The organism is Billgrantia antri (genome assembly GCF_017868935.1).
Classification (GTDB): Bacteria; Pseudomonadota; Gammaproteobacteria; order Pseudomonadales; family Halomonadaceae; genus Halomonas; species Halomonas antri.
This window is the reverse complement of the sequence record NZ_CP053383.1, coordinates 799229-815514: the sequence shown is the minus strand read 5'-3', so window position 1 is coordinate 815514 and position 16286 is coordinate 799229. Positions and strand designations below refer to the sequence as shown.

The following is a 16286-nucleotide window of genomic DNA, read 5'->3' as shown; positions in this document are numbered from 1 at the left end:
ACTCTTTATTGAAAGTCTTTGTCGTTTTAGCCGGCTTATCTTGAAAGCGCAACGTTCTATGCTCCGCCTACATTCCAACAGACAGGAGTCGAACCATGGAGTATCGCTTTCTTGGCCAATCCGGCTTCAAGGTCTCGTCGCTCGGGCTGGGCGCGGGCACCTTCGGCGGCAAGGGTCCGCTGTTCAGCGCCTGGGGCAACACCGACGTCAAGGAGGCGGCCCGCCTCATCGACATCTGCCTCGACGCCGGAGTCAATCTGTTCGATACCGCCGACGTCTACTCCGATGGCGCTTCCGAGGCGATTCTCGGGGCCGCCATCAAGGGCAGACGCGATCGCGTCGTTCTTTCCACCAAACTGACGCTGCGCATGGGCGACGAGCCGAATGACGTCGGCGCCTCTCGTCACCATCTGATCAAGGCGACGGACCAGGCGCTGAAGCGGCTCGATACCGACCATATCGATATTCTGCAGTTGCATCACTTCGACGCCATGACGCCTGTGGAGAGTGTGATGGCAACGCTGGACGACCTGGTTCGTGCAGGCAAGGTGCGCTACCTCGGCGTCTCGAACTTCTCCGGCTGGCAGATCATGAAATCCCAGGCGGTAGCCGAGCGCTACGGCTATACCCGCTTCGTCGCCAACCAGGCCTACTACTCCTTGGTCGGACGCGACTACGAGTGGGAACTGATGCCGCTGGGACAAGATCAGGGCCTGGGGGCGATTGTCTGGAGCCCGCTCGGCTGGGGGCGCTTGACCGGCAAGATACGCCGCAACCAGCCTCTGCCGCCCGGCAGCCGTCTGCACCAAACTGCTGGTTTCGCGCCACCGGTGGAAGAAGAGCGGCTTTACCAGATCATCGAAACCCTCGAGTGCATTGCCGAGGAGAGAGGAAAATCGGTGCCGCAAGTTGCGCTTAACTGGCTACTGCAGCGGCCGACCGTTTCCAGCGTTCTGATTGGAGCACGCAATGAGGAGCAGCTTCGGCACAATCTCGGCGCCGTCGATTGGCAGCTAGACGGCGACCAGATGAGACGTCTTGATGAGGTCAGTGCCGTCACGCCCCCCTACCCCTATTATCCATATTGGAATGGACAATTCGCGGAGCGGAATCCCGCACCAGTGTGATCGGATTACCTACTTCAGGATGGCTCCTCGTTCTGCCGGGTGCCTGATGAAGCCACCACTGCCCCAGCGCCCAGTTCGGGGCCGGCCTCCGTATTGCCAGACCAAGGTACTTGGCGGCTAATGGCCAGAATTAGTTCCCCAGTGCTCGAGCAGCATGTCGATGAACAACTGAGCCGTGCTGGAAATACTGTGTGAACTGCTTCTGACCAGACCGATGGTCCGCTGGATGCGGGGTTCGGGAAGTTCACGCGAACAGAGCGCGTCATGGTCCGGGCCGGGCATCGTCATCTTGGGCAAGATCGCCACGCCCAGCCCGGATTCGACCAGGCCAAGTGAGGTGGAAAGGTGCTGAACTTCGTAGAAGCTGTTCAGCCGAATGCCTTCGGCAGAAAGTGCATTATCCAGCAAGGTGCGATTGCCACTGTCACGACTGACGGTGATCAACCTGACCTGCTCGAGATCCGCCCATTCGATGCTCTCCTTGGCCGCCAGCGGATGGTCGGATCTCAGGGCCAGCACGAAGGGATCCCGCAATAACGGGGTAAAGGAGACCTCGGGGCTCTGGGCGCTGAACATGTTGATGCCGAAGTCGGCCTCGCCATTGATGACCCGCTGCAGCCCCTCGTTGGCGCTGACGTCGAGAATGCGAATGCGGATGCCCGGCCAGGCTTCGCTGAACCCACGAATCACGCTCGGCAGGAAGTAAAAGGCGGCGGTGGGCAGGCAGGCGATCGTGACCGTACCCTTTTGATGCGTCGCCAGCTCTCGTATGTTCAGAATCGATGACTCGTATTCCTCGATCATACGCCTGGCGCGTGGCAGGAAATCCGCCCCGATAGGCATCAACTGCGTCCTTCGAGTGGTCCGCTCGAGCAACTCGACTTCCAAAAGCTCCTCGAGCTTCTGGATGCGTCGCGATAGTGCCGGCTGGGAAAGATGCAGGCGCTGCGCCGCCTCATGGAAAGAACCCAGCTCTGCGACCAGGATAAAAGCTTGAAGATCAAGGAACTCGAGGCGATGTAGCATTGATGCACTCTTGCATGACACGTAGGCATTGATAAGCATAGCGCATTAATCCAAAAAACGCATCAATCATGGTATTTATTTGCATTTGAAGCATCAGTTGCCCACTGACATGCTCACATCACGACTTCCCAACGCGATGTGGCATGACGATGATAAACAGCATTCCCTGCATGATCATGCGCGGCGGTACCTCCCGAGGCCCTTTCCTGCGCATGAACGATCTTCCCAGCGGCCAGGACGCCCAGGCCGAGATCCTGCTCAGCCTGATGGGTTCGGGCCACGCCCTGCAGATCGATGGCATCGGCGGCGGTGACCCCCTGACCAGCAAGATCGCCATCGTGGAGCGCTCTTCCCATGTGGGTGCCGATGTCGACTACCTGTTTGCCCAGGTCGATATTCTCAATCGCCGCGTCGACTTCACCCCGAACTGCGGCAACATGCTCTCTGCGGTCGGCCCCTACGCAATCGAGACGGGCCTGGTGGAACCCCAGGACGGCAAGACCGTCGTGCGGGTACGCAACCTCAATACCCAGCGCCTGATCGAGTGTCACGTCCCCACGCCGGGCCGCCAGGTCTGCTATGAGGGCAGTACCTCCATCAGCGGCGTGCCCGGGAGTGCCGCCGGCATTCAACTCAGCTTCCTGGATATCGTTGGCGCCAAGACCGGCGCGTTGCTGCCGACCGGAAAGGCGTGCGACTCGATCGAAGGTGTCAACGTTACCTGCCTCGACGCGGCGACGCCGATCATCATGCTCGACGCTGCGGATCTTGGCCTGAGCGGAGATGAGTCCCCCGCCGAACTGGATGGCAATAGCCTCCTGCTCGAGCGCCTCGAAAGCATTCGCCGCAAGGCAGGACGGAGCATGGGTCTGGGCGACGTCAGCCAGAGTGTCTTGCCCAAGCCGGTGCTGATCTGCGCAGCGCGTGACAGCGCCAGCACCCTGCGTACGAGATACTTCGTACCCCACCGCTGCCACAAGGCCATCGCCGTCACCGGTGCCATTGCCGTTGCCTCGGCGGTCAGTGTTCCCGGCACCATCGCCCACCGCATCGCAGTAGAAAGCGGGCAGATGTCCGCAGGAGAGTGCCTGGCACAGGTGCGACTGGAGCATCCCTCCGGTTTCATCGACCTCGACGTCGAACACCGCCAAGGCAATGCCAGCGATATCGCGCGCGTGTCACTGATTCGCACCGCCAGAAAGATCATGAGTGGCACGATCTTCTACACCGCTTCCACGCCACCCGGTGAGACAATCCCTGCCATGCAGGCCAGTTGATCATCGCGACCCCGGGTGTCTTGCCACCCGCTAACGACAATAACCAGGAGCATGCCATGACCCTCCACAAGACCACGACAGCCCGCACTTCGCTCGGCCGCCTGAAAAGAGTCGCCGCCCTGGGCCTGGTAATCGCCGGGCTCGGTCTGACGGCCTCCGCATCCGTACAAGCACAGAACGTGGATGTGCCAGGAACCATCAAGTGGACCATTCCCTTCGGCGTCGGCGGCGGCACCGATGTCTGGGCCCGCTTCTTCGCGCCCTGGCTCAGCGAGCACATTCCCGGCCAGCCCACCATCATGATCGACAACGTGCCGGGCGGCGGCTCCATCAACGGCTCCAACCTCTTTGCCATGCGCGCCAAGAGCGACGGTAGCGATTGGCTGGGCGCCTCCGCTTCGACCCAGTATCCCGCGATGCTGGGGGACAAGCGGGTACGCTACGACTACTCCGCCTGGACACCGATCCTGGCGACCCCAACCGGTGGTGTCGTCTACGCCCAGGCCAGCCTGGGTGAGGACAGCGAGAGCGCACTTGCCGCCCTGCTGGAGAAGCAGGTCAAGCTGGCAGTGCAAAGTCACACCGGACTCGAGCTGCCGGTACTGATCGCCCTCGACATGCTGGGTGTCGAGGTTCAGGCCGTCTCCGGCATGCAGAGCCGTGGCGAAGGCCGCCTGGCCTTTGAGCGTGGCGAAGCGGACATCGATTTCCAGACCACATCCGCCTATTTGAGCAGTGTGGTCCCCCTGGTGGAGTCGGGCCGCGCCGTCCCGCTCTTCTCGCTCGGCGTGATGAATGATGCCGGGGAGATCGTGCGCGACCCGGCCTTCCCCGACCTTCCCACCTTCAGCGAAGTTTATGAAGAGGTGCATGGCGAGGCCCCGAGCGGTACCGCCAACGACGCCTACGAGAAGTTCTTCGCTTCGGGCTTCACCCTGCAGAAGCTGATCATGGTGCCCAAGGATACCCCCGAGGCACTCGTCGAGACCTACCGGGAAGCGGCCCTCGAGTTCATCGATACCGAAGAGTTCAAGCAGGAGGCCGATGCCCAACTGGGACCCTACGCCCCTATCGTTGGCGACATCGTCCGGCAACATCTCGAGAGCGCCATGTCCCTGGATGACGCTACCCGCGAGTGGCTCACGGACTGGCTGAAAACGAAGCACGGCGCCAGCATCTGACGCGTGTCATCGGGCGTTGGTCCTTGAACACTAGGGTTTAGGGCCAATGCCCCGGGGCTCCCCTCATCGAATAACACGAGAGCCGTATCCATGTTCGATATCCTTCTCTCCAGCCTGGGGCAGCTGTTCACCCTGCATCACCTGCTCTACATGGTCGTTGGCGTGCTGGTCGGTCTGGTGGTCGGGATCATTCCCGGCCTCGGTGGCATCGCAGGGATGGCGTTGCTGCTGCCCTTCCTCTATGGCATGGAACCGAGCATCGCCCTCGGCATGCTGATGGGCCTGGTCGCCGTGATCCCCACCGGCGATACCTTCGCCTCGGTGCTGCTGGGCATTCCCGGCTCCAGCGCCTCCCAGGCCACCGTCATCGACGGCTTCTCCCTGGCCAAGCGCGGCCAGGCCGCACGGGCCCTGTCCAGTGCCTTCCTTGCCTCGATGATCGGCGGCCTGATCGGCGCCGCCGTGCTGACGGGGTTCATACTGATCGCCCGGCCGGTGGTGCTGTCGTTCTCCTCCTCCGAGCTTTTCATGCTGACCCTGCTCGGGCTGTCGATGGTGGCGGTACTCTCCGGACGCGACCTGCTCAAGGGAGTCGCTGCCTGCGGCCTGGGCCTGCTGGTCGGCACCATCGGCATGGCGCCCGCTACCGGGGAGTTCCGTCTCAATTTCGAGATCGACTATCTCTACGACGGCATACCGCTGGTGGTCATCGGCCTGGGCATCTTCGCGCTGCCCGAGATCATCGATCTGCTGGTCAAGCGCGGCGCCATCGCCGGAGAGCCCGCCCGGCTCGGCAAGGGCTGGCGGCAAGGCGTTCAGGATGTCGGCAAGAATCGTGGACTCGTGGCGCGCTGCGCAGGCATCGGCAGTCTGCTGGGCACGATTCCGGGGCTCGCCGGCTCGGTGGTGGATTGGATGACCTATGGCCATGCCGTGCAGAGTGCCAAGGACAAGTCCCAGTTTGGCCAGGGCGACATCCGCGGCGTCATCGCACCGGAATCCGCCAACAATGCCTGCGCCTGTGGCGCCATGGTGCCCACCCTGCTGTTCGGCGTGCCCGGCTCGGGCACCGCCGCCGTCTTCCTCGGTGGCCTGCTGCTGCTCGGCCTGCAGCCCGGCGTCAGCATGATCGAGACCAATCTCGACCTGACCTACACCATCATCTGGTCGCTGGCCCTGGCCAACATCATCGGTGCGGCGCTTTGCCTGGGCCTGGCCCGCCCGGTCGCCAGCCTGACCCGCGTGCCCTTCGTCATCCTGGCGCCCCTGATCACGGTGCTGATCATGTTCGCGGCCTTCCAGGCCACACGCTCCCCGGGAGACCTGCTGGCCCTCGGCGCGACCGGAGTCCTCGGCGTGCTGTTCAAGCAGGCCGGCTGGTCACGTCCCGCTTTCCTGATCGGCTTCGTGCTGGCCCCTGGCGCTGAAACCTACTTCTATCAGGCCGTGCAGTTCCAGGGTAGCGCTGCCTTCATGCGCCCGGGTGTGCTGATCATCGGCGCCATGATCCTCGCCGCCCTGCTCTTGCCCATGTTTCGGCAACTGTGGCGCAAGCTCCGGTCGACCGATACCGAGCAAGCGCCTGCGGCTGGTGCCGGAGCCGCCCCTGCGGCTGGCAGCAGGCCTATCAACATTGGTGGCATCGACCTGGTGATCTTTGCCGCTCTGCTGGGCATGGCCATCTTTGGCTGGTTTTACCTTGCCGATCTCAGCCTGCTCGGTGGCCTCATGCCCCGCCTGGCGCTGGCGATCATGGGCATCGCCTGTCTGCTGGAGATCGTGCGCAGCCTGGTCCGCAAGCCAATCTGGCAACACCAGCCTCTGCTTCAGCAAGCCGTCTGGTTGTCAGGTTTCTTCGCCCTGGTTGGCGCGATCCTGATGTTCGGCCTCATTACCACCGCAACGCTGTTCTGTTTGACCTTCCTGATGTTCATCGCACGTCTCAAGCCCTGGGTGACCCTCACCATGGCTGCCGGAGTGACGGTCTTCCTGGTCAGCATGGCGAAGCTGCTGACCCTGACCTACCCGAGTGGCTTGGTCGATCCCTTGCTGTTCGGCTGAGGGGTCTGCCCACGAACGAACCGCCGCTCCAGGAGCGGCGGTTCGTTCTTTGTCCTCCAAAGCTACTCCAATGCCGCCTGTTTCCTGCACCGTTGCCCCAACGCCCAGCCCAGGGCCGGCAGGACCAGCATCGCCGAGGCCCAAGCGCAGGCGGCAAAGCCGTGGTGCGCGAAGATCGGTCGGTAGAGCAGCGCGCCGGCGAAAACACAGAGATACGTGATGGCGCTATACAAGCCCATGATGGCACCGCGTTGGGCAGAATCGAGCTCACCCAGACGGCGCAGCAGCAGGTTCAGGCCAAGGTGATTGCCCACGCCCCAGCCCAGGCACAACAACAGCAGAAGCAAGGGCAGCGCCGCTACCGCCGCCAGGCCGAGATAGACCACGATCAGACCGGCAAAGACCATACACGCCACCGTGCCCGTCTCGTGACGATCGACCCAGCGCCCCAGCGGGGCGGCCACGCCGAAGCCGACACCATAGACGGCGATGGCCAGCCCGGAGAAGCTGACGGGTAACTGCAACACCTCTCCCAGATACGGGCCAAGATACGTGTAGAGGCCGTAGAAGGCGGTCATGTAGGCAGCCACGTTGACCAGTACGACAGGGACACCGGGCACACGCAGTGCCGTCAGCGGTGAGGTGGGCGCTCCGGAACGCACCACGCTGCCCCACTCCCCACAGCGGGCCACGCCGAACGCCAGGGCATGTGCCGCCAGCGCCAGCACAGCGAACACGGCGCGCCAGTGCAGCAGATCGGTCAGCAGCGCCGCAAGGCCAACCCCGACCACCAGGCTCAGCGTCCAGCCCGTCAGCACGAAACTCAGGGTCTCGCTCTCACGCCCCTTTGCCGCCACTTGGGCGGTGAGGGTATAGATGGCCGGCAGCGCCATGCCGGCCGCCACCCCGGCCAACGCCTGGGCGGCGATCAGCACCCAGAGCGCGGGGGCGAGTGCGGCAAGACCCAGCGACACGCACAGTACCCATAACGCCCGCACCAGCGCACGCTCGGCCCCGATGCGATCGGCCATCGCGGCCAACAGCAATGCACTGGCTGCCGTGGCCAGTCCATAAAAGGCTGCGGCCGTCATCACATCGGCAGCGCTGCGGCCCGGGAACGCCACCGCCACGGAAGCTGCTATAGGGCTCAGCGCCAGCGAATTGGCGCCAATCACGGCAATGGCAGCGGTCAATAGAAGAAGACGACGAGTGATCACGGAATAGCTCCAGATGAGATTCGACACTACCATTCAAGAAAGGAACCTCATTCGGAGCAATCGACAAAATGCCGAACATGGAAAAAACAGAAATGGTTCGGGACAAAGGCCAGGACGCTCGTCCTCTGGATACTTTCGACCGAAAAATATTAGGCGAACTGGCTCGAGATGCCGGGCTCAGCTATGCCGATCTGGGCAGCCGGGTGGGTCTTTCGGCCCCGGCCGTGCACGAGCGGGTGAAACGGCTCCGCACCACGGGGCGTATTCGCGGCACGGTGGCGATGCTGGATGGCCCCGCCACGGGCAAGCCTTTTCTCGCTTTCGTTCACGTCGACTCCACCGGCTGGGGCAAGACCCAGGAGCTGCTGGCGCTCTCAGAGCTGCCCGAAGTCGAGGAGATCCACTCCGTGGCCGGCGACACCTGTATGCTGCTCAAGGTGCGCTGTGCCAGTAGCCGCGCCCTGGAAGGGCTGCTCGCCCGGCTCTATGCCCTGCCGAGCGTCAAGGCCACGCGCAGCTACGTGGTGCTATCGACCTTTCTCGAGCGCACCCCGCAAGCGGGAATCACCGAGGTACTGGAAGAGCCGCCCATGAACGAAGTTCCGCGCTGAATGCTCTTCATTCATGGACCTCCTTCAGCATGGCGGTATCCGCTCCTGCCGCCTCTCGCTCGAGCAGGGCACGCTTCCTCTCCACGCCCCAGCGATACCCGGAAAGCGCCCCATTGCTGCGCACGACCCGGTGGCAGGGAATGGCCAGCGCGATGGTATTGGAGGCACAGGCCCTGGCCACGGCACGCACCGACCTGGGCGAGCCGATCCGCTGCGCCAACTCCGCATAGCTGATCGTGGCTCCCACCGGAATCTCGGTCAGCGCCTGCCACACCCGTTGCTGAAAGGCGGTGCCACGAATGTCCAGCGGCAGCGACAGCCCGGTACCCGGCGCCTCCACGAAGCCCACCACCCGGGCCACCCAGGCGTCGAAGTCCTTTCCTCCCGGGACCAGGCTGGCCTTGGCGAAACGGTCCTGGAACTCCTGCAACAGCGACTCCGGATCGCTCCCGAGGGAAATGGCGCAAATGCCTTGGACGCTTGCCGCCACCAGAATCGTGCCCAAGGAACATTCTCCCAGGGCAAAGCGAATCTCCATCCCCTCTCCTCCCGAGCGGTAACGCTTCGGCGTCATGCCGAGCATGCGATTGGAGCCGGCGTAGAAGCGCCCGCTGGAGTTGAAGCCCGCTTCGTACATCGCCTCGGTGACCGTTTCGCAACTGACGAGTTCTTCGCGCACGCGCTCCGCCCGCCGGGCGGCGGCGTAGGCCCTGGGCGTGAGTCCAGTGACCGACTTGAACACGCGGTGAAAGTGGAAGCGGCTCAACCCTGCGGCTTGAGCCAGCTCGTCGAGCGAGGGAAGTTCATCGGCTGATTCGATCAGACGGCAGGCCCTGGCAACACTCCGAGCGTGCCGCTGGGCCATCGACGGCTCTTGAGGACGACAGCGCTGGCACGGTCGGTAACCAGCCCGCTCGGCTGCTGCCGCATAGGCATGGAATTCGGCGTTCTCACGGCGCGGCCGGCGCGACGGGCAGGTCGGGCGGCAGTAGACGCCGGTGGTGCGAACCGCATAGACGAAAGCGTCGTCCGCTGCGGTATCGCGGGCAAGTACCGCGGCCCACTTCGCCTCATCGGAGTCGAAGGTGGCGAGTGAATCGGTGGTCGTCTCGATCATGGCGGGCTCCCGCTGTGGTTTCGGCGTTCTCCGTCCGTTCAGGATGCGCCCCGGGCCCGTCCGGCACACTCCGTTGCTTGCTTTCAAAGTGAGCCTGACTCTTCACAGCATTTTCATCGACTTCTCACCGCAATTCTCACGCCCTTCGCAGCATAGCACCATCGTGCTTTAGGAATTTTTTGACGGCAAGAAGCGGAGTGAGGGCTTGGCCGAGTGCCGCCAGGGTATGCATGGGATCGCAAATTCCCCCGTACCTACCATGGAGAATATCGCTATGAACCGACTTGCCGGAAAGACCGCCATCGTCACCGGGGCTAGCTCAGGAATCGGCCACGCCACCGCTCGGTTATTCGCCAGCGAAGGCGCCAACGTGATAGTGAGTGCTCGCCGCCAGAACGAACTCGATGCCTTGGTCGAAGCGATCGCGCGCGACGGCGGCACTGCCGTTGCCGTTGCCGTCGCCGGTGACGTATGCGACGAACGCTTGGCCCAGCGCCTGGTCGCCACTGCTCTTGAACGCTTCGGAGGGCTCGATATCGCCTTCAACAACGCAGGCATCGTCGGGTCGATGGGGCCGCTGCAGGAGATGAAATCGAGTGACTGGCACGACATCATGCATACCAACCTGAACGGCGCCTTTCTCGGTGCCAAACACCAGATACCGGCACTGCTGCAGCGTGGTGGCGGCAGCCTGCTGTTTACCTCAAGCTTCGTCGGCCATACCGCCGGCATGCCTGGCATGGCGGCCTACGGCGCCAGCAAGGCCGGCATCGTGGGCATGGTGAAGTGCCTTGCCGCGGAGCTGGGTTCCCATGGCATCCGGGTCAACGCCCTGCTGCCGGGAGGCACCGACACCCCGGCCAGCATCACCAACGCCCCCGATGCCGGGCCTGAAGTCCTGGCCTTCGTCGAGAACCTGCACGCCCTCAAACGCATGGCGACGCCGGAAGAGATTGCCCGGGTAGCGCTCTATCTATCGTCCGACGATGCCAGCTTCGTCACCGGCACGGCGATGCTGGCCGATGGTGGCGTCTCGATCAATCGCACTTGACTGCCAGGCGGCGGTGCCTCTCCCGGCACCGCTGCCTGTGCAGCAACCCTTCGAATGCCCTGCTACCCTGCAGACACGCATATTGCGCCCCGGTAAGCACTTACTTACCGGGTAGTGCCTGTTCTTGTATCCGTTCGATTCAGCGTGAATCCAGACAGGAGGCGACATGGAGTTTCTCGTCAACCTGGACGTGGACGACCTGCAGCGTGGCATCGACTTCTACGTGAATGCCTTTGGCCTCGAGGTCGGGCGTCGTTTCGGCGAGGACGGCATCGAGCTGATCGGCGGTCCGGCGCCGATCTACCTACTGGCCAAGGCCTCAGGATCGCCGGCTTACGCAGCGGCAGGTGTCACGCCCGGGGAACAGCGCCACTACACTCGCCACTGGACACCGGTGCATCTGGACGTGGTGGTGGAGAATATCGATGCCGCGGTGGAACGGGCCATCGCCGCCGGCGCTACCCAGGAGCGGCCCACCGTCACCGATCGCTGGGGCAAGCTCGCGCTGATGGTCGATCCCTTCGGCCACAGTTTTTGTCTCGTGCAATTCCTCAACAGAGGTTACGACGAGATCGCTACCGCTTGATCGCTCTCCGACGAGTCGATCGCTAACCCGAACTCCCGCGCCAGGGCTCGATGCCCCAGCTCGCTGATACTCACCACCCGCGAGTGCTTCTGCCGGCAAATCCAGCCGAGTTCCAGCATACGCTCGGCCAGGGCGGCCCCCAGCGCTCCGCCGAGGTGATCGCGCCGTTCGCTCCAATCGAGGCAGGAGTAGGCAAAACGCCGACGACGCCTGCGTAGGGAAGTGACATCGATGCCGAAGTCGACCAACCAGGCCTCGCCCCGCGTCGTCACGTCCATAGCTTCGCCATCTGCCTCCAAAAGTTCCCTCTCGATGAGTACGGCCGTCATCCGCGTGCCCAGCTCACCCGCCAGGTGGTCGTAGCAGAACCGCGCAGCCCCCAGAGCACCGGCCGGTCGCCTGCACGGCGACACTACCTTCATCGGTTTGGCCACTACCATCAACGCCTCGACGGCATGCGCCACCTCAGCCGACGCCAGCCGATAGTACTTGTGCCGCCCTTGTGCCGCCGACTCGATCAGTCCATCTCGCTGAAGCCGCTTGAGATGCTCCGTCGCCGTACCCGGCTGCACGCCGCAGCCATAGGCCAGCTCCTTGGCGGTCAATGCCCGCCCTTCCATCAATAAGGCCAGCATGCCCATGCGGGTAGGGTCGCCAATGGTGCGGGCCAGGCGCGACAGGTCCGGCTCAATCATCGTTAGCTCTCCACCTAACTGTTTATGTCTGACAAGCATAGGCCAACGGAACACAATTGAGCGAACAGACAACGGTCCGGAGCCACCATGACTAAGCCAGATAATCCCCTGACGACCGTCACAAAACACGACCATTACCCGCTACGAACTATCCGTCGCCTGATTCGGGCCGTACGCAGCTACTACGCCAATCGTCAGCGCGATGCCCTGCTGCGCGACTGCGATCCACGCATGCTCAAGGACATCGGCCTGCGCTGGGAACATGGCAAACTGGTGCCGATCAACTCGGAACGTTTCGTTCCCAAGAGTGAAGCCGTTGCAGCTTCCAGATCCTTTAAACTCTCTAAATCAGGAATTCTCATGATTGCCGTCATCTTTGAAGTGATCCCCAAGTCGGGTCGCCGCGACCACTATCTCGATATCGCCGCCAGCCTGCGCCCGTTGCTCGATGAGATCGACGGATTCATTTCCATCGAACGCTTCGAGAGCCTCACCCAGCCGGGCAAGATCCTCTCGCTCTCCTTCTGGCGTGACGAGCAGGCCGTCGCCCAGTGGCGCCAGCTCGAACGCCACCGCGCGGCCCAGGCACAGGGCCGCGAAGTGGTCTTCGATGACTATCGCCTGCGAGTGGCCACGGTGCTGCGCGACTACGGTATGCACGAACGCGACCAGGCGCCCGTCGACAGCCGCGAGCTCCATGACAGGGCCTGATAAATGACAGGAGGCGCCCCGGTAAATACCCTCAATGCTCCCAGTTGCTCGGTGGCATCCGCTGCAGATGGAGATGGCTCACCAGGCGAATGGTGGGACGAATCAGAAACTGGAAACTTCCGATGATGAACAGCCATGCGGCGACACTTTCCATACTGGGGTAGAGAAACAGGATACTGCCGGCCAGGAACCAGATGGCAATCAAGAAATCGTTGGCGATGCTGAGCGTCTCGTAACGGCGGCGAATCACCAACTCCTCCCGCCCGAAATGCAAAGTAAGCGGGTTATCGAGTCGTGTATCAGGCATGAGGGTACATCCTATTCCGTGGTGCTTGAGCAGGTATTCGTAATTGATAGTAACCTTTTCCTGCGGATATCCATGCAGCCACTCCCTCACGTCTCGACTCATTCCGGACGGAAACGACGGGGAGGCAAGCCCTCCCCGGCCATACCTATTCGTCACGTAGCCAAACGCGGCTCCAACTCCCGCAGGCTCACATGCCCCTTGAAGTGCCCCTGCCCCGTCGGCTGCTCGCCGCGTTCGATGGCCTCGGCAAACTGCACGGCCGGGTCACTCCTGAGCTTCGCCAGATGCCGGGCTAGGTCCGGATACTCCTGGCTAAGATCGAACAGCCGGTGATACTCCGCCCAGCGCGCAATACCAACGAAATAGGCATCCGCCATGCTGCGCTCATCGCCTAGCAGCCACTCCCGCTCGGCCAGCAGGCCATCGAGGTAGGCACAGCCCTCAGCGACTTTCTCGCGGCCCAGTCGACGCAGCACTTCCTGCTCCACACCGCTCAACCCTTGGGTTTCGTACAGCCACCACAGCGGATTGAAGGCCGAGAAAAAATCGGTGTTGAGATAGGCCAGCATTTGATTCAGTCGGTCAAATTCCTTGCTGCCCTGCTCGAAGCCAAGCCGTGTCTCCAGGTCTCGTGCGGCCAGATGCTGGAGTATCGCCAGGCTCTCGCTAAGCGGCCCGCCGTTTTCCGGTAATAGCGCCGGTGTCTGGAACAGGGGATTCACCTTAGCGAAAAGCGGATCCCAGGGTTGTTCCAGCATTTCGATGCGGCACATCCGGTAGGGCTGGCCGAGCCACTCGAGTGCCACGATAGAGCCGAACGAGCAGCCTTGTGGCACGCCATAGAAGAGAACGGGTTCCATTGTCTTGCTCCTTGCTGAGTCGGAAAGCCAGCGCCCTCTGCGTCTGGCCTTGTCAGCAAGGTAATGGTTTAATAGGACAGATTACGCCCTATTAAAAAGGGAAGATTCCAGCATGACCAACCCCACCGTTCGCGTTCTGACGCTGCTAGAACTGCTGCAGACTCACCGCCACCTGAGCGGCCGGGAGCTGGCCGAACGGCTGGGCGTCGATCGTCGAACCCTGCGGCGCTACATTCAAGCCTTGGAAGATCTCGGCATTCCCGTGACCACCGAGCGCGGGCGGCATGGCGGCTATCGCCTGATGCCCGGCTTCAAGCTGCCTCCGCTGATGTTCACCAGCGAAGAGGCGCTGGCCATCTCGTTGGGGCTGCTCGCTGCACAGGGACTAGGTATCGCCGAGACCGCGCCGGCGCTGGAAACCGCACGCGCCAAGCTGGAGCGGGTCATGCCCGCCAGGTTGAAGCAACAGGCGCAGGCGCTGAGCGAGAGCGCCCGGCTGGAATTACCCTCGGTAAGGGCGCCGGGCGACGAGCGCTTGCTGGTCTTGTTCGCCACCGCCACCCAGGCACGCCAGCGCGTGCGGCTCGACTACCGCGACGACCGGGAGCAGAACACCCGGCGTGTGCTCAACCCCTACGGCCTGGTCTTCCGCGGCGGGCGCTGGTACGTCAGCGGCTGGTGCCACCTGCGCCGCGACCTGCGCAGCTTCCGCCTGGACCGCATCACTGAGGCCACGCCGCTCGAGGCCAGCTTCGAAAGGCCGGCAGACTTCGACCCGGCCGAACACTTGGCCAGCGGCATCGCCAGCCTGCCCCGTGCAACCGCTGTGCGCGTGCGCTTGCACACCGACCTGGCCAAGGCCGTCGAGGAACTCGGACGCAACATCGGCGTTTTCACGCCCGACGGGAACGGCGTGATGCTGCATGCCCACACCGACAGCCTGGCTTGGTTCGCACGCCAGCTTGCTCGACAGCCCTACGACTTCGAGATCCTCGAACCGCCCGAGTTGTGCGATGCCCTCTCGGCGCAGGCCGCCCGCTTGCAACGGTTGGCAGCAAGAAAATAAATGGATGGGTGTCGAAATCGTCTACGTTGAATCGACGAAGGGAGTATCACCAACAAATAACTCTCCTGGAGACCCACCATGCAGCTTTCCACCTACCTGATGTTCGACGGCAACTGCCGCGAGGCCTTCGAGTTCTATCAGCGCTGCTTCGACGCCAAGCTCGAGGCCATGGCCGCCTACGGCGAAATGCCCGCCAGCGAGGGCATGGAAATACCCGAGGAAGCACGCAACCAGATCATGCACGCCCGGCTACGCATCGGCGATCAGTTGCTGATGGCGTCGGATAACTCTCCCTGCAGCCCTGCACCCTACGAAGGTATCAAGGGGGCGAGCATTGCGATCGGCGTCGACTCGGTGCAGGAGGCCGAGCGGCTTTTCAACGCGCTGGCCGACAACGGCACCGTACAGATGCCGCTCGAGGAGACCTTCTGGGCACACCGCTTCGGCATGTTGGTAGACCGGTTCGGCGTCGCCTGGATGATCAACTATGACAAGGAACAGCAGGCCGCCGCCTAGCGCCTGGCCATCTCGGCACCTAGCTGCTCGGCCATGAGATCTACGCAAGCACGGATCTTGGGCGCCGGGCGGCGCCGGTACGCAGGATGCCTGGGCAACGGCAATGAATCGAAGTCAAGCAGCATGTTCAGAGGGTATTGATGGCCATCCAGGCGCCACCAATATGAGCCTTTTTAGGCGAGCGGGAAGAAAGCCCCTTCATGCAGGGTGCCACTGGCCACGCCGATACGATACCGGCTCAGGTCGCCCGGGTGCGCTGCGCCTCGTAATATACTGTCGGTTTGGAGGTCAATGATTCCCAGCCTGCCATTGCCGCCTTAACGATGTCCTCAAGTTGCGCAAGGCTTGCACCATCCCGCGCTTGAATCGAGAGTCCCTGCAATACAGTAGTGTAGAAAGCTGCGATGACGCTGCAGTCCGTTTCCTCGGTCAGTTCGCCTTCCGCCACTGCACGCTCCAAACGCTGACGAAGCACATTGCGAGTTTCTGCCCGTTGTACCGCGAGATATTCGCGAGTACTGGCATTCTCAGGTGAGCCAATCAACGCTGCCAGCACGATCATGCAGCCGCTTGGATTGTCTGGATCGGTATAGGACTCCACGTTGAGCTGCAGGAACTTAGCGATGGCGTCTCGTACTTTGGGCTCGGCATGCAACGCCTGCTCGATTTCCCTGCCTTCCCTCTTGTCGTAGAGAGATACGGCTTGGCGAAACAGCGACTCCTTGGAGTCGAATGCAGCGTAGAGGCTGGGTTTGTTGATCCCCATCACAGCAGCGAGGTCGGTAAGCGTGGCCCCTTCGTACCCGCGTTCCCAGAAGAGGTTCATGGCACTCCTGAGCGCAAGGTCGGGATCGAATGTCCTGGGCCTGCCTCGTAT

Annotated in this window: 17 protein-coding genes; 10 read left to right on the top strand and 7 right to left on the bottom strand. The window is 62.6% G+C overall.

Translation table 11 applies throughout. The features are described 5' to 3' along the window. Window positions 1–95 precede the first annotated feature (95 nt). Window positions 96–1127, top strand: coding sequence for an aldo/keto reductase (locus HNO53_RS03895; RefSeq protein ID WP_209476419.1), 1032 nt, complete (start codon window positions 96–98; stop codon window positions 1125–1127). A gap of 117 nt (window positions 1128–1244) precedes the next feature. Here HNO53_RS03895 and HNO53_RS03890 read toward each other — a convergent pair whose 3' ends face one another. After that, window positions 1245–2153 carry a LysR family transcriptional regulator gene (locus HNO53_RS03890; protein ID WP_209476417.1) on the bottom strand — a complete coding sequence of 303 codons (909 nt, stop codon included), beginning with the start codon at window positions 2151–2153 and terminating at the stop codon, window positions 1245–1247. 143 nt (window positions 2154–2296) lie between these two features. Here HNO53_RS03890 and HNO53_RS03885 point away from each other — a divergent pair, with 143 nt between their 5' ends. The 3 genes from HNO53_RS03885 to HNO53_RS03875 all read left to right on the top strand — a co-directional run bounded on the left by HNO53_RS03885 (window position 2297) and on the right by HNO53_RS03875 (window position 6672). Next, on the top strand, window positions 2297–3430 hold the full coding sequence (locus HNO53_RS03885; RefSeq protein WP_209476415.1) for a 4-oxalomesaconate tautomerase: 1134 nt from the start codon (window positions 2297–2299) through the stop codon (window positions 3428–3430). A gap of 56 nt (window positions 3431–3486) precedes the next feature. Continuing rightward, window positions 3487–4611, top strand: a complete 1125-nt coding sequence (locus HNO53_RS03880) for a Bug family tripartite tricarboxylate transporter substrate binding protein (protein WP_242597534.1) — start codon at window positions 3487–3489, stop codon at window positions 4609–4611. A 90-nt stretch (window positions 4612–4701) separates the two neighbouring features. After that, window positions 4702–6672 (top strand): tripartite tricarboxylate transporter permease, encoded by a 1971-nt coding sequence (locus HNO53_RS03875; RefSeq protein WP_209476413.1) that lies wholly within the window; start codon window positions 4702–4704, stop codon window positions 6670–6672. Window positions 6673–6734: 62 nt separating this feature from the next. Here HNO53_RS03875 and HNO53_RS03870 read toward each other — a convergent pair whose 3' ends face one another. Beyond that, complete coding sequence (locus HNO53_RS03870) at window positions 6735–7889, bottom strand: MFS transporter (RefSeq protein WP_242597533.1); 1155 nt, start codon at window positions 7887–7889, stop codon at window positions 6735–6737. A gap of 92 nt (window positions 7890–7981) precedes the next feature. Between HNO53_RS03870 and HNO53_RS03865 the strand changes: the two genes are divergently transcribed. Then, window positions 7982–8500, top strand: coding sequence for an Lrp/AsnC family transcriptional regulator (locus tag HNO53_RS03865; RefSeq protein WP_209476409.1), 519 nt, complete (start codon window positions 7982–7984; stop codon window positions 8498–8500). Window positions 8501–8507: 7 nt separating this feature from the next. Here the strand turns inward: HNO53_RS03865 and ada are convergent, their stop codons facing one another. Beyond that, window positions 8508–9617, bottom strand: coding sequence for a bifunctional DNA-binding transcriptional regulator/O6-methylguanine-DNA methyltransferase Ada (ada, locus tag HNO53_RS03860; RefSeq protein ID WP_209476406.1), 1110 nt, complete (start codon window positions 9615–9617; stop codon window positions 8508–8510). Window positions 9618–9891: 274 nt separating this feature from the next. On the opposite strand from ada, the gene HNO53_RS03855 reads away from it, so the two are divergent. Together HNO53_RS03855 and HNO53_RS03850 are read left to right on the top strand one after the other, a co-directional pair. Beyond that, window positions 9892–10668 (top strand): SDR family oxidoreductase, encoded by a 777-nt coding sequence (locus HNO53_RS03855; protein ID WP_209476404.1) that lies wholly within the window; start codon window positions 9892–9894, stop codon window positions 10666–10668. A gap of 166 nt (window positions 10669–10834) precedes the next feature. Further along, window positions 10835–11254 (top strand): VOC family protein, encoded by a 420-nt coding sequence (locus tag HNO53_RS03850; RefSeq protein ID WP_209476402.1) that lies wholly within the window; start codon window positions 10835–10837, stop codon window positions 11252–11254. On the opposite strand, the gene HNO53_RS03845 is transcribed toward HNO53_RS03850, so the two are convergent. Further along, window positions 11230–11949 (bottom strand): ArsR/SmtB family transcription factor, encoded by a 720-nt coding sequence (locus HNO53_RS03845; RefSeq protein WP_209476401.1) that lies wholly within the window; start codon window positions 11947–11949, stop codon window positions 11230–11232. The genes HNO53_RS03850 and HNO53_RS03845 overlap by 25 nt on opposite strands. Before the next feature lie 87 nt (window positions 11950–12036). Between HNO53_RS03845 and HNO53_RS21685 the strand changes: the two genes are divergently transcribed. Beyond that, window positions 12037–12660 (top strand): antibiotic biosynthesis monooxygenase family protein, encoded by a 624-nt coding sequence (locus tag HNO53_RS21685; RefSeq protein ID WP_242597532.1) that lies wholly within the window; start codon window positions 12037–12039, stop codon window positions 12658–12660. 31 nt (window positions 12661–12691) lie between these two features. Here the strand turns inward: HNO53_RS21685 and HNO53_RS03835 are convergent, their stop codons facing one another. Both HNO53_RS03835 and HNO53_RS03830 read right to left on the bottom strand, forming a co-directional pair. Then, window positions 12692–12967 (bottom strand): YrhK family protein, encoded by a 276-nt coding sequence (locus tag HNO53_RS03835; protein ID WP_209476399.1) that lies wholly within the window; start codon window positions 12965–12967, stop codon window positions 12692–12694. A gap of 152 nt (window positions 12968–13119) precedes the next feature. Then, window positions 13120–13827, bottom strand: coding sequence for a glutathione S-transferase family protein (locus HNO53_RS03830; protein ID WP_209476397.1), 708 nt, complete (start codon window positions 13825–13827; stop codon window positions 13120–13122). Window positions 13828–13939: 112 nt separating this feature from the next. Between HNO53_RS03830 and HNO53_RS03825 the strand changes: the two genes are divergently transcribed. Both HNO53_RS03825 and HNO53_RS03820 read left to right on the top strand, forming a co-directional pair. Then, a complete protein-coding gene (locus tag HNO53_RS03825) occupies window positions 13940–14893 on the top strand; it encodes a helix-turn-helix transcriptional regulator (RefSeq protein WP_209476395.1) in 954 nt (317 codons plus the stop codon). 78 nt (window positions 14894–14971) lie between these two features. After that, entirely contained in the window at window positions 14972–15409 is a 438-nt protein-coding gene (locus HNO53_RS03820; RefSeq protein WP_209476394.1) for a VOC family protein, read from the top strand. 238 nt (window positions 15410–15647) lie between these two features. Here the strand turns inward: HNO53_RS03820 and HNO53_RS03815 are convergent, their stop codons facing one another. Further along, on the bottom strand, window positions 15648–16235 hold the full coding sequence (locus HNO53_RS03815; protein ID WP_242597531.1) for a TetR/AcrR family transcriptional regulator: 588 nt from the start codon (window positions 16233–16235) through the stop codon (window positions 15648–15650). Window positions 16236–16286: the final 51 nt, after the last annotated feature.

What these genes read in the sequence shown, in the direction of transcription:
- HNO53_RS03895 (WP_209476419.1), top strand. Translation starts at nt 96, where the DNA reads ATGGAGTATCGCTTTCTTGGCCAATCCGGCTTCAAGGTCTCGTCGCTC.
- HNO53_RS03890 (WP_209476417.1), bottom strand. Translation starts at nt 2,153, where the DNA reads ATGCTACATCGCCTCGAGTTCCTTGATCTTCAAGCTTTTATCCTGGTC.
- HNO53_RS03885 (WP_209476415.1), top strand. Translation starts at nt 2,297, where the DNA reads ATGACGATGATAAACAGCATTCCCTGCATGATCATGCGCGGCGGTACC.
- HNO53_RS03880 (WP_242597534.1), top strand. Translation starts at nt 3,487, where the DNA reads ATGACCCTCCACAAGACCACGACAGCCCGCACTTCGCTCGGCCGCCTG.
- HNO53_RS03875 (WP_209476413.1), top strand. Translation starts at nt 4,702, where the DNA reads ATGTTCGATATCCTTCTCTCCAGCCTGGGGCAGCTGTTCACCCTGCAT.
- HNO53_RS03865 (WP_209476409.1), top strand. Translation starts at nt 7,982, where the DNA reads ATGGTTCGGGACAAAGGCCAGGACGCTCGTCCTCTGGATACTTTCGAC.
- ada (WP_209476406.1), bottom strand. Translation starts at nt 9,617, where the DNA reads ATGATCGAGACGACCACCGATTCACTCGCCACCTTCGACTCCGATGAG.
- HNO53_RS03855 (WP_209476404.1), top strand. Translation starts at nt 9,892, where the DNA reads ATGAACCGACTTGCCGGAAAGACCGCCATCGTCACCGGGGCTAGCTCA.
- HNO53_RS03850 (WP_209476402.1), top strand. Translation starts at nt 10,835, where the DNA reads ATGGAGTTTCTCGTCAACCTGGACGTGGACGACCTGCAGCGTGGCATC.
- HNO53_RS03845 (WP_209476401.1), bottom strand. Translation starts at nt 11,949, where the DNA reads ATGATTGAGCCGGACCTGTCGCGCCTGGCCCGCACCATTGGCGACCCT.
- HNO53_RS21685 (WP_242597532.1), top strand. Translation starts at nt 12,037, where the DNA reads ATGACTAAGCCAGATAATCCCCTGACGACCGTCACAAAACACGACCAT.
- HNO53_RS03835 (WP_209476399.1), bottom strand. Translation starts at nt 12,967, where the DNA reads ATGCCTGATACACGACTCGATAACCCGCTTACTTTGCATTTCGGGCGG.
- HNO53_RS03830 (WP_209476397.1), bottom strand. Translation starts at nt 13,827, where the DNA reads ATGGAACCCGTTCTCTTCTATGGCGTGCCACAAGGCTGCTCGTTCGGC.
- HNO53_RS03825 (WP_209476395.1), top strand. Translation starts at nt 13,940, where the DNA reads ATGACCAACCCCACCGTTCGCGTTCTGACGCTGCTAGAACTGCTGCAG.
- HNO53_RS03820 (WP_209476394.1), top strand. Translation starts at nt 14,972, where the DNA reads ATGCAGCTTTCCACCTACCTGATGTTCGACGGCAACTGCCGCGAGGCC.
- HNO53_RS03815 (WP_242597531.1), bottom strand. Translation starts at nt 16,235, where the DNA reads ATGAACCTCTTCTGGGAACGCGGGTACGAAGGGGCCACGCTTACCGAC.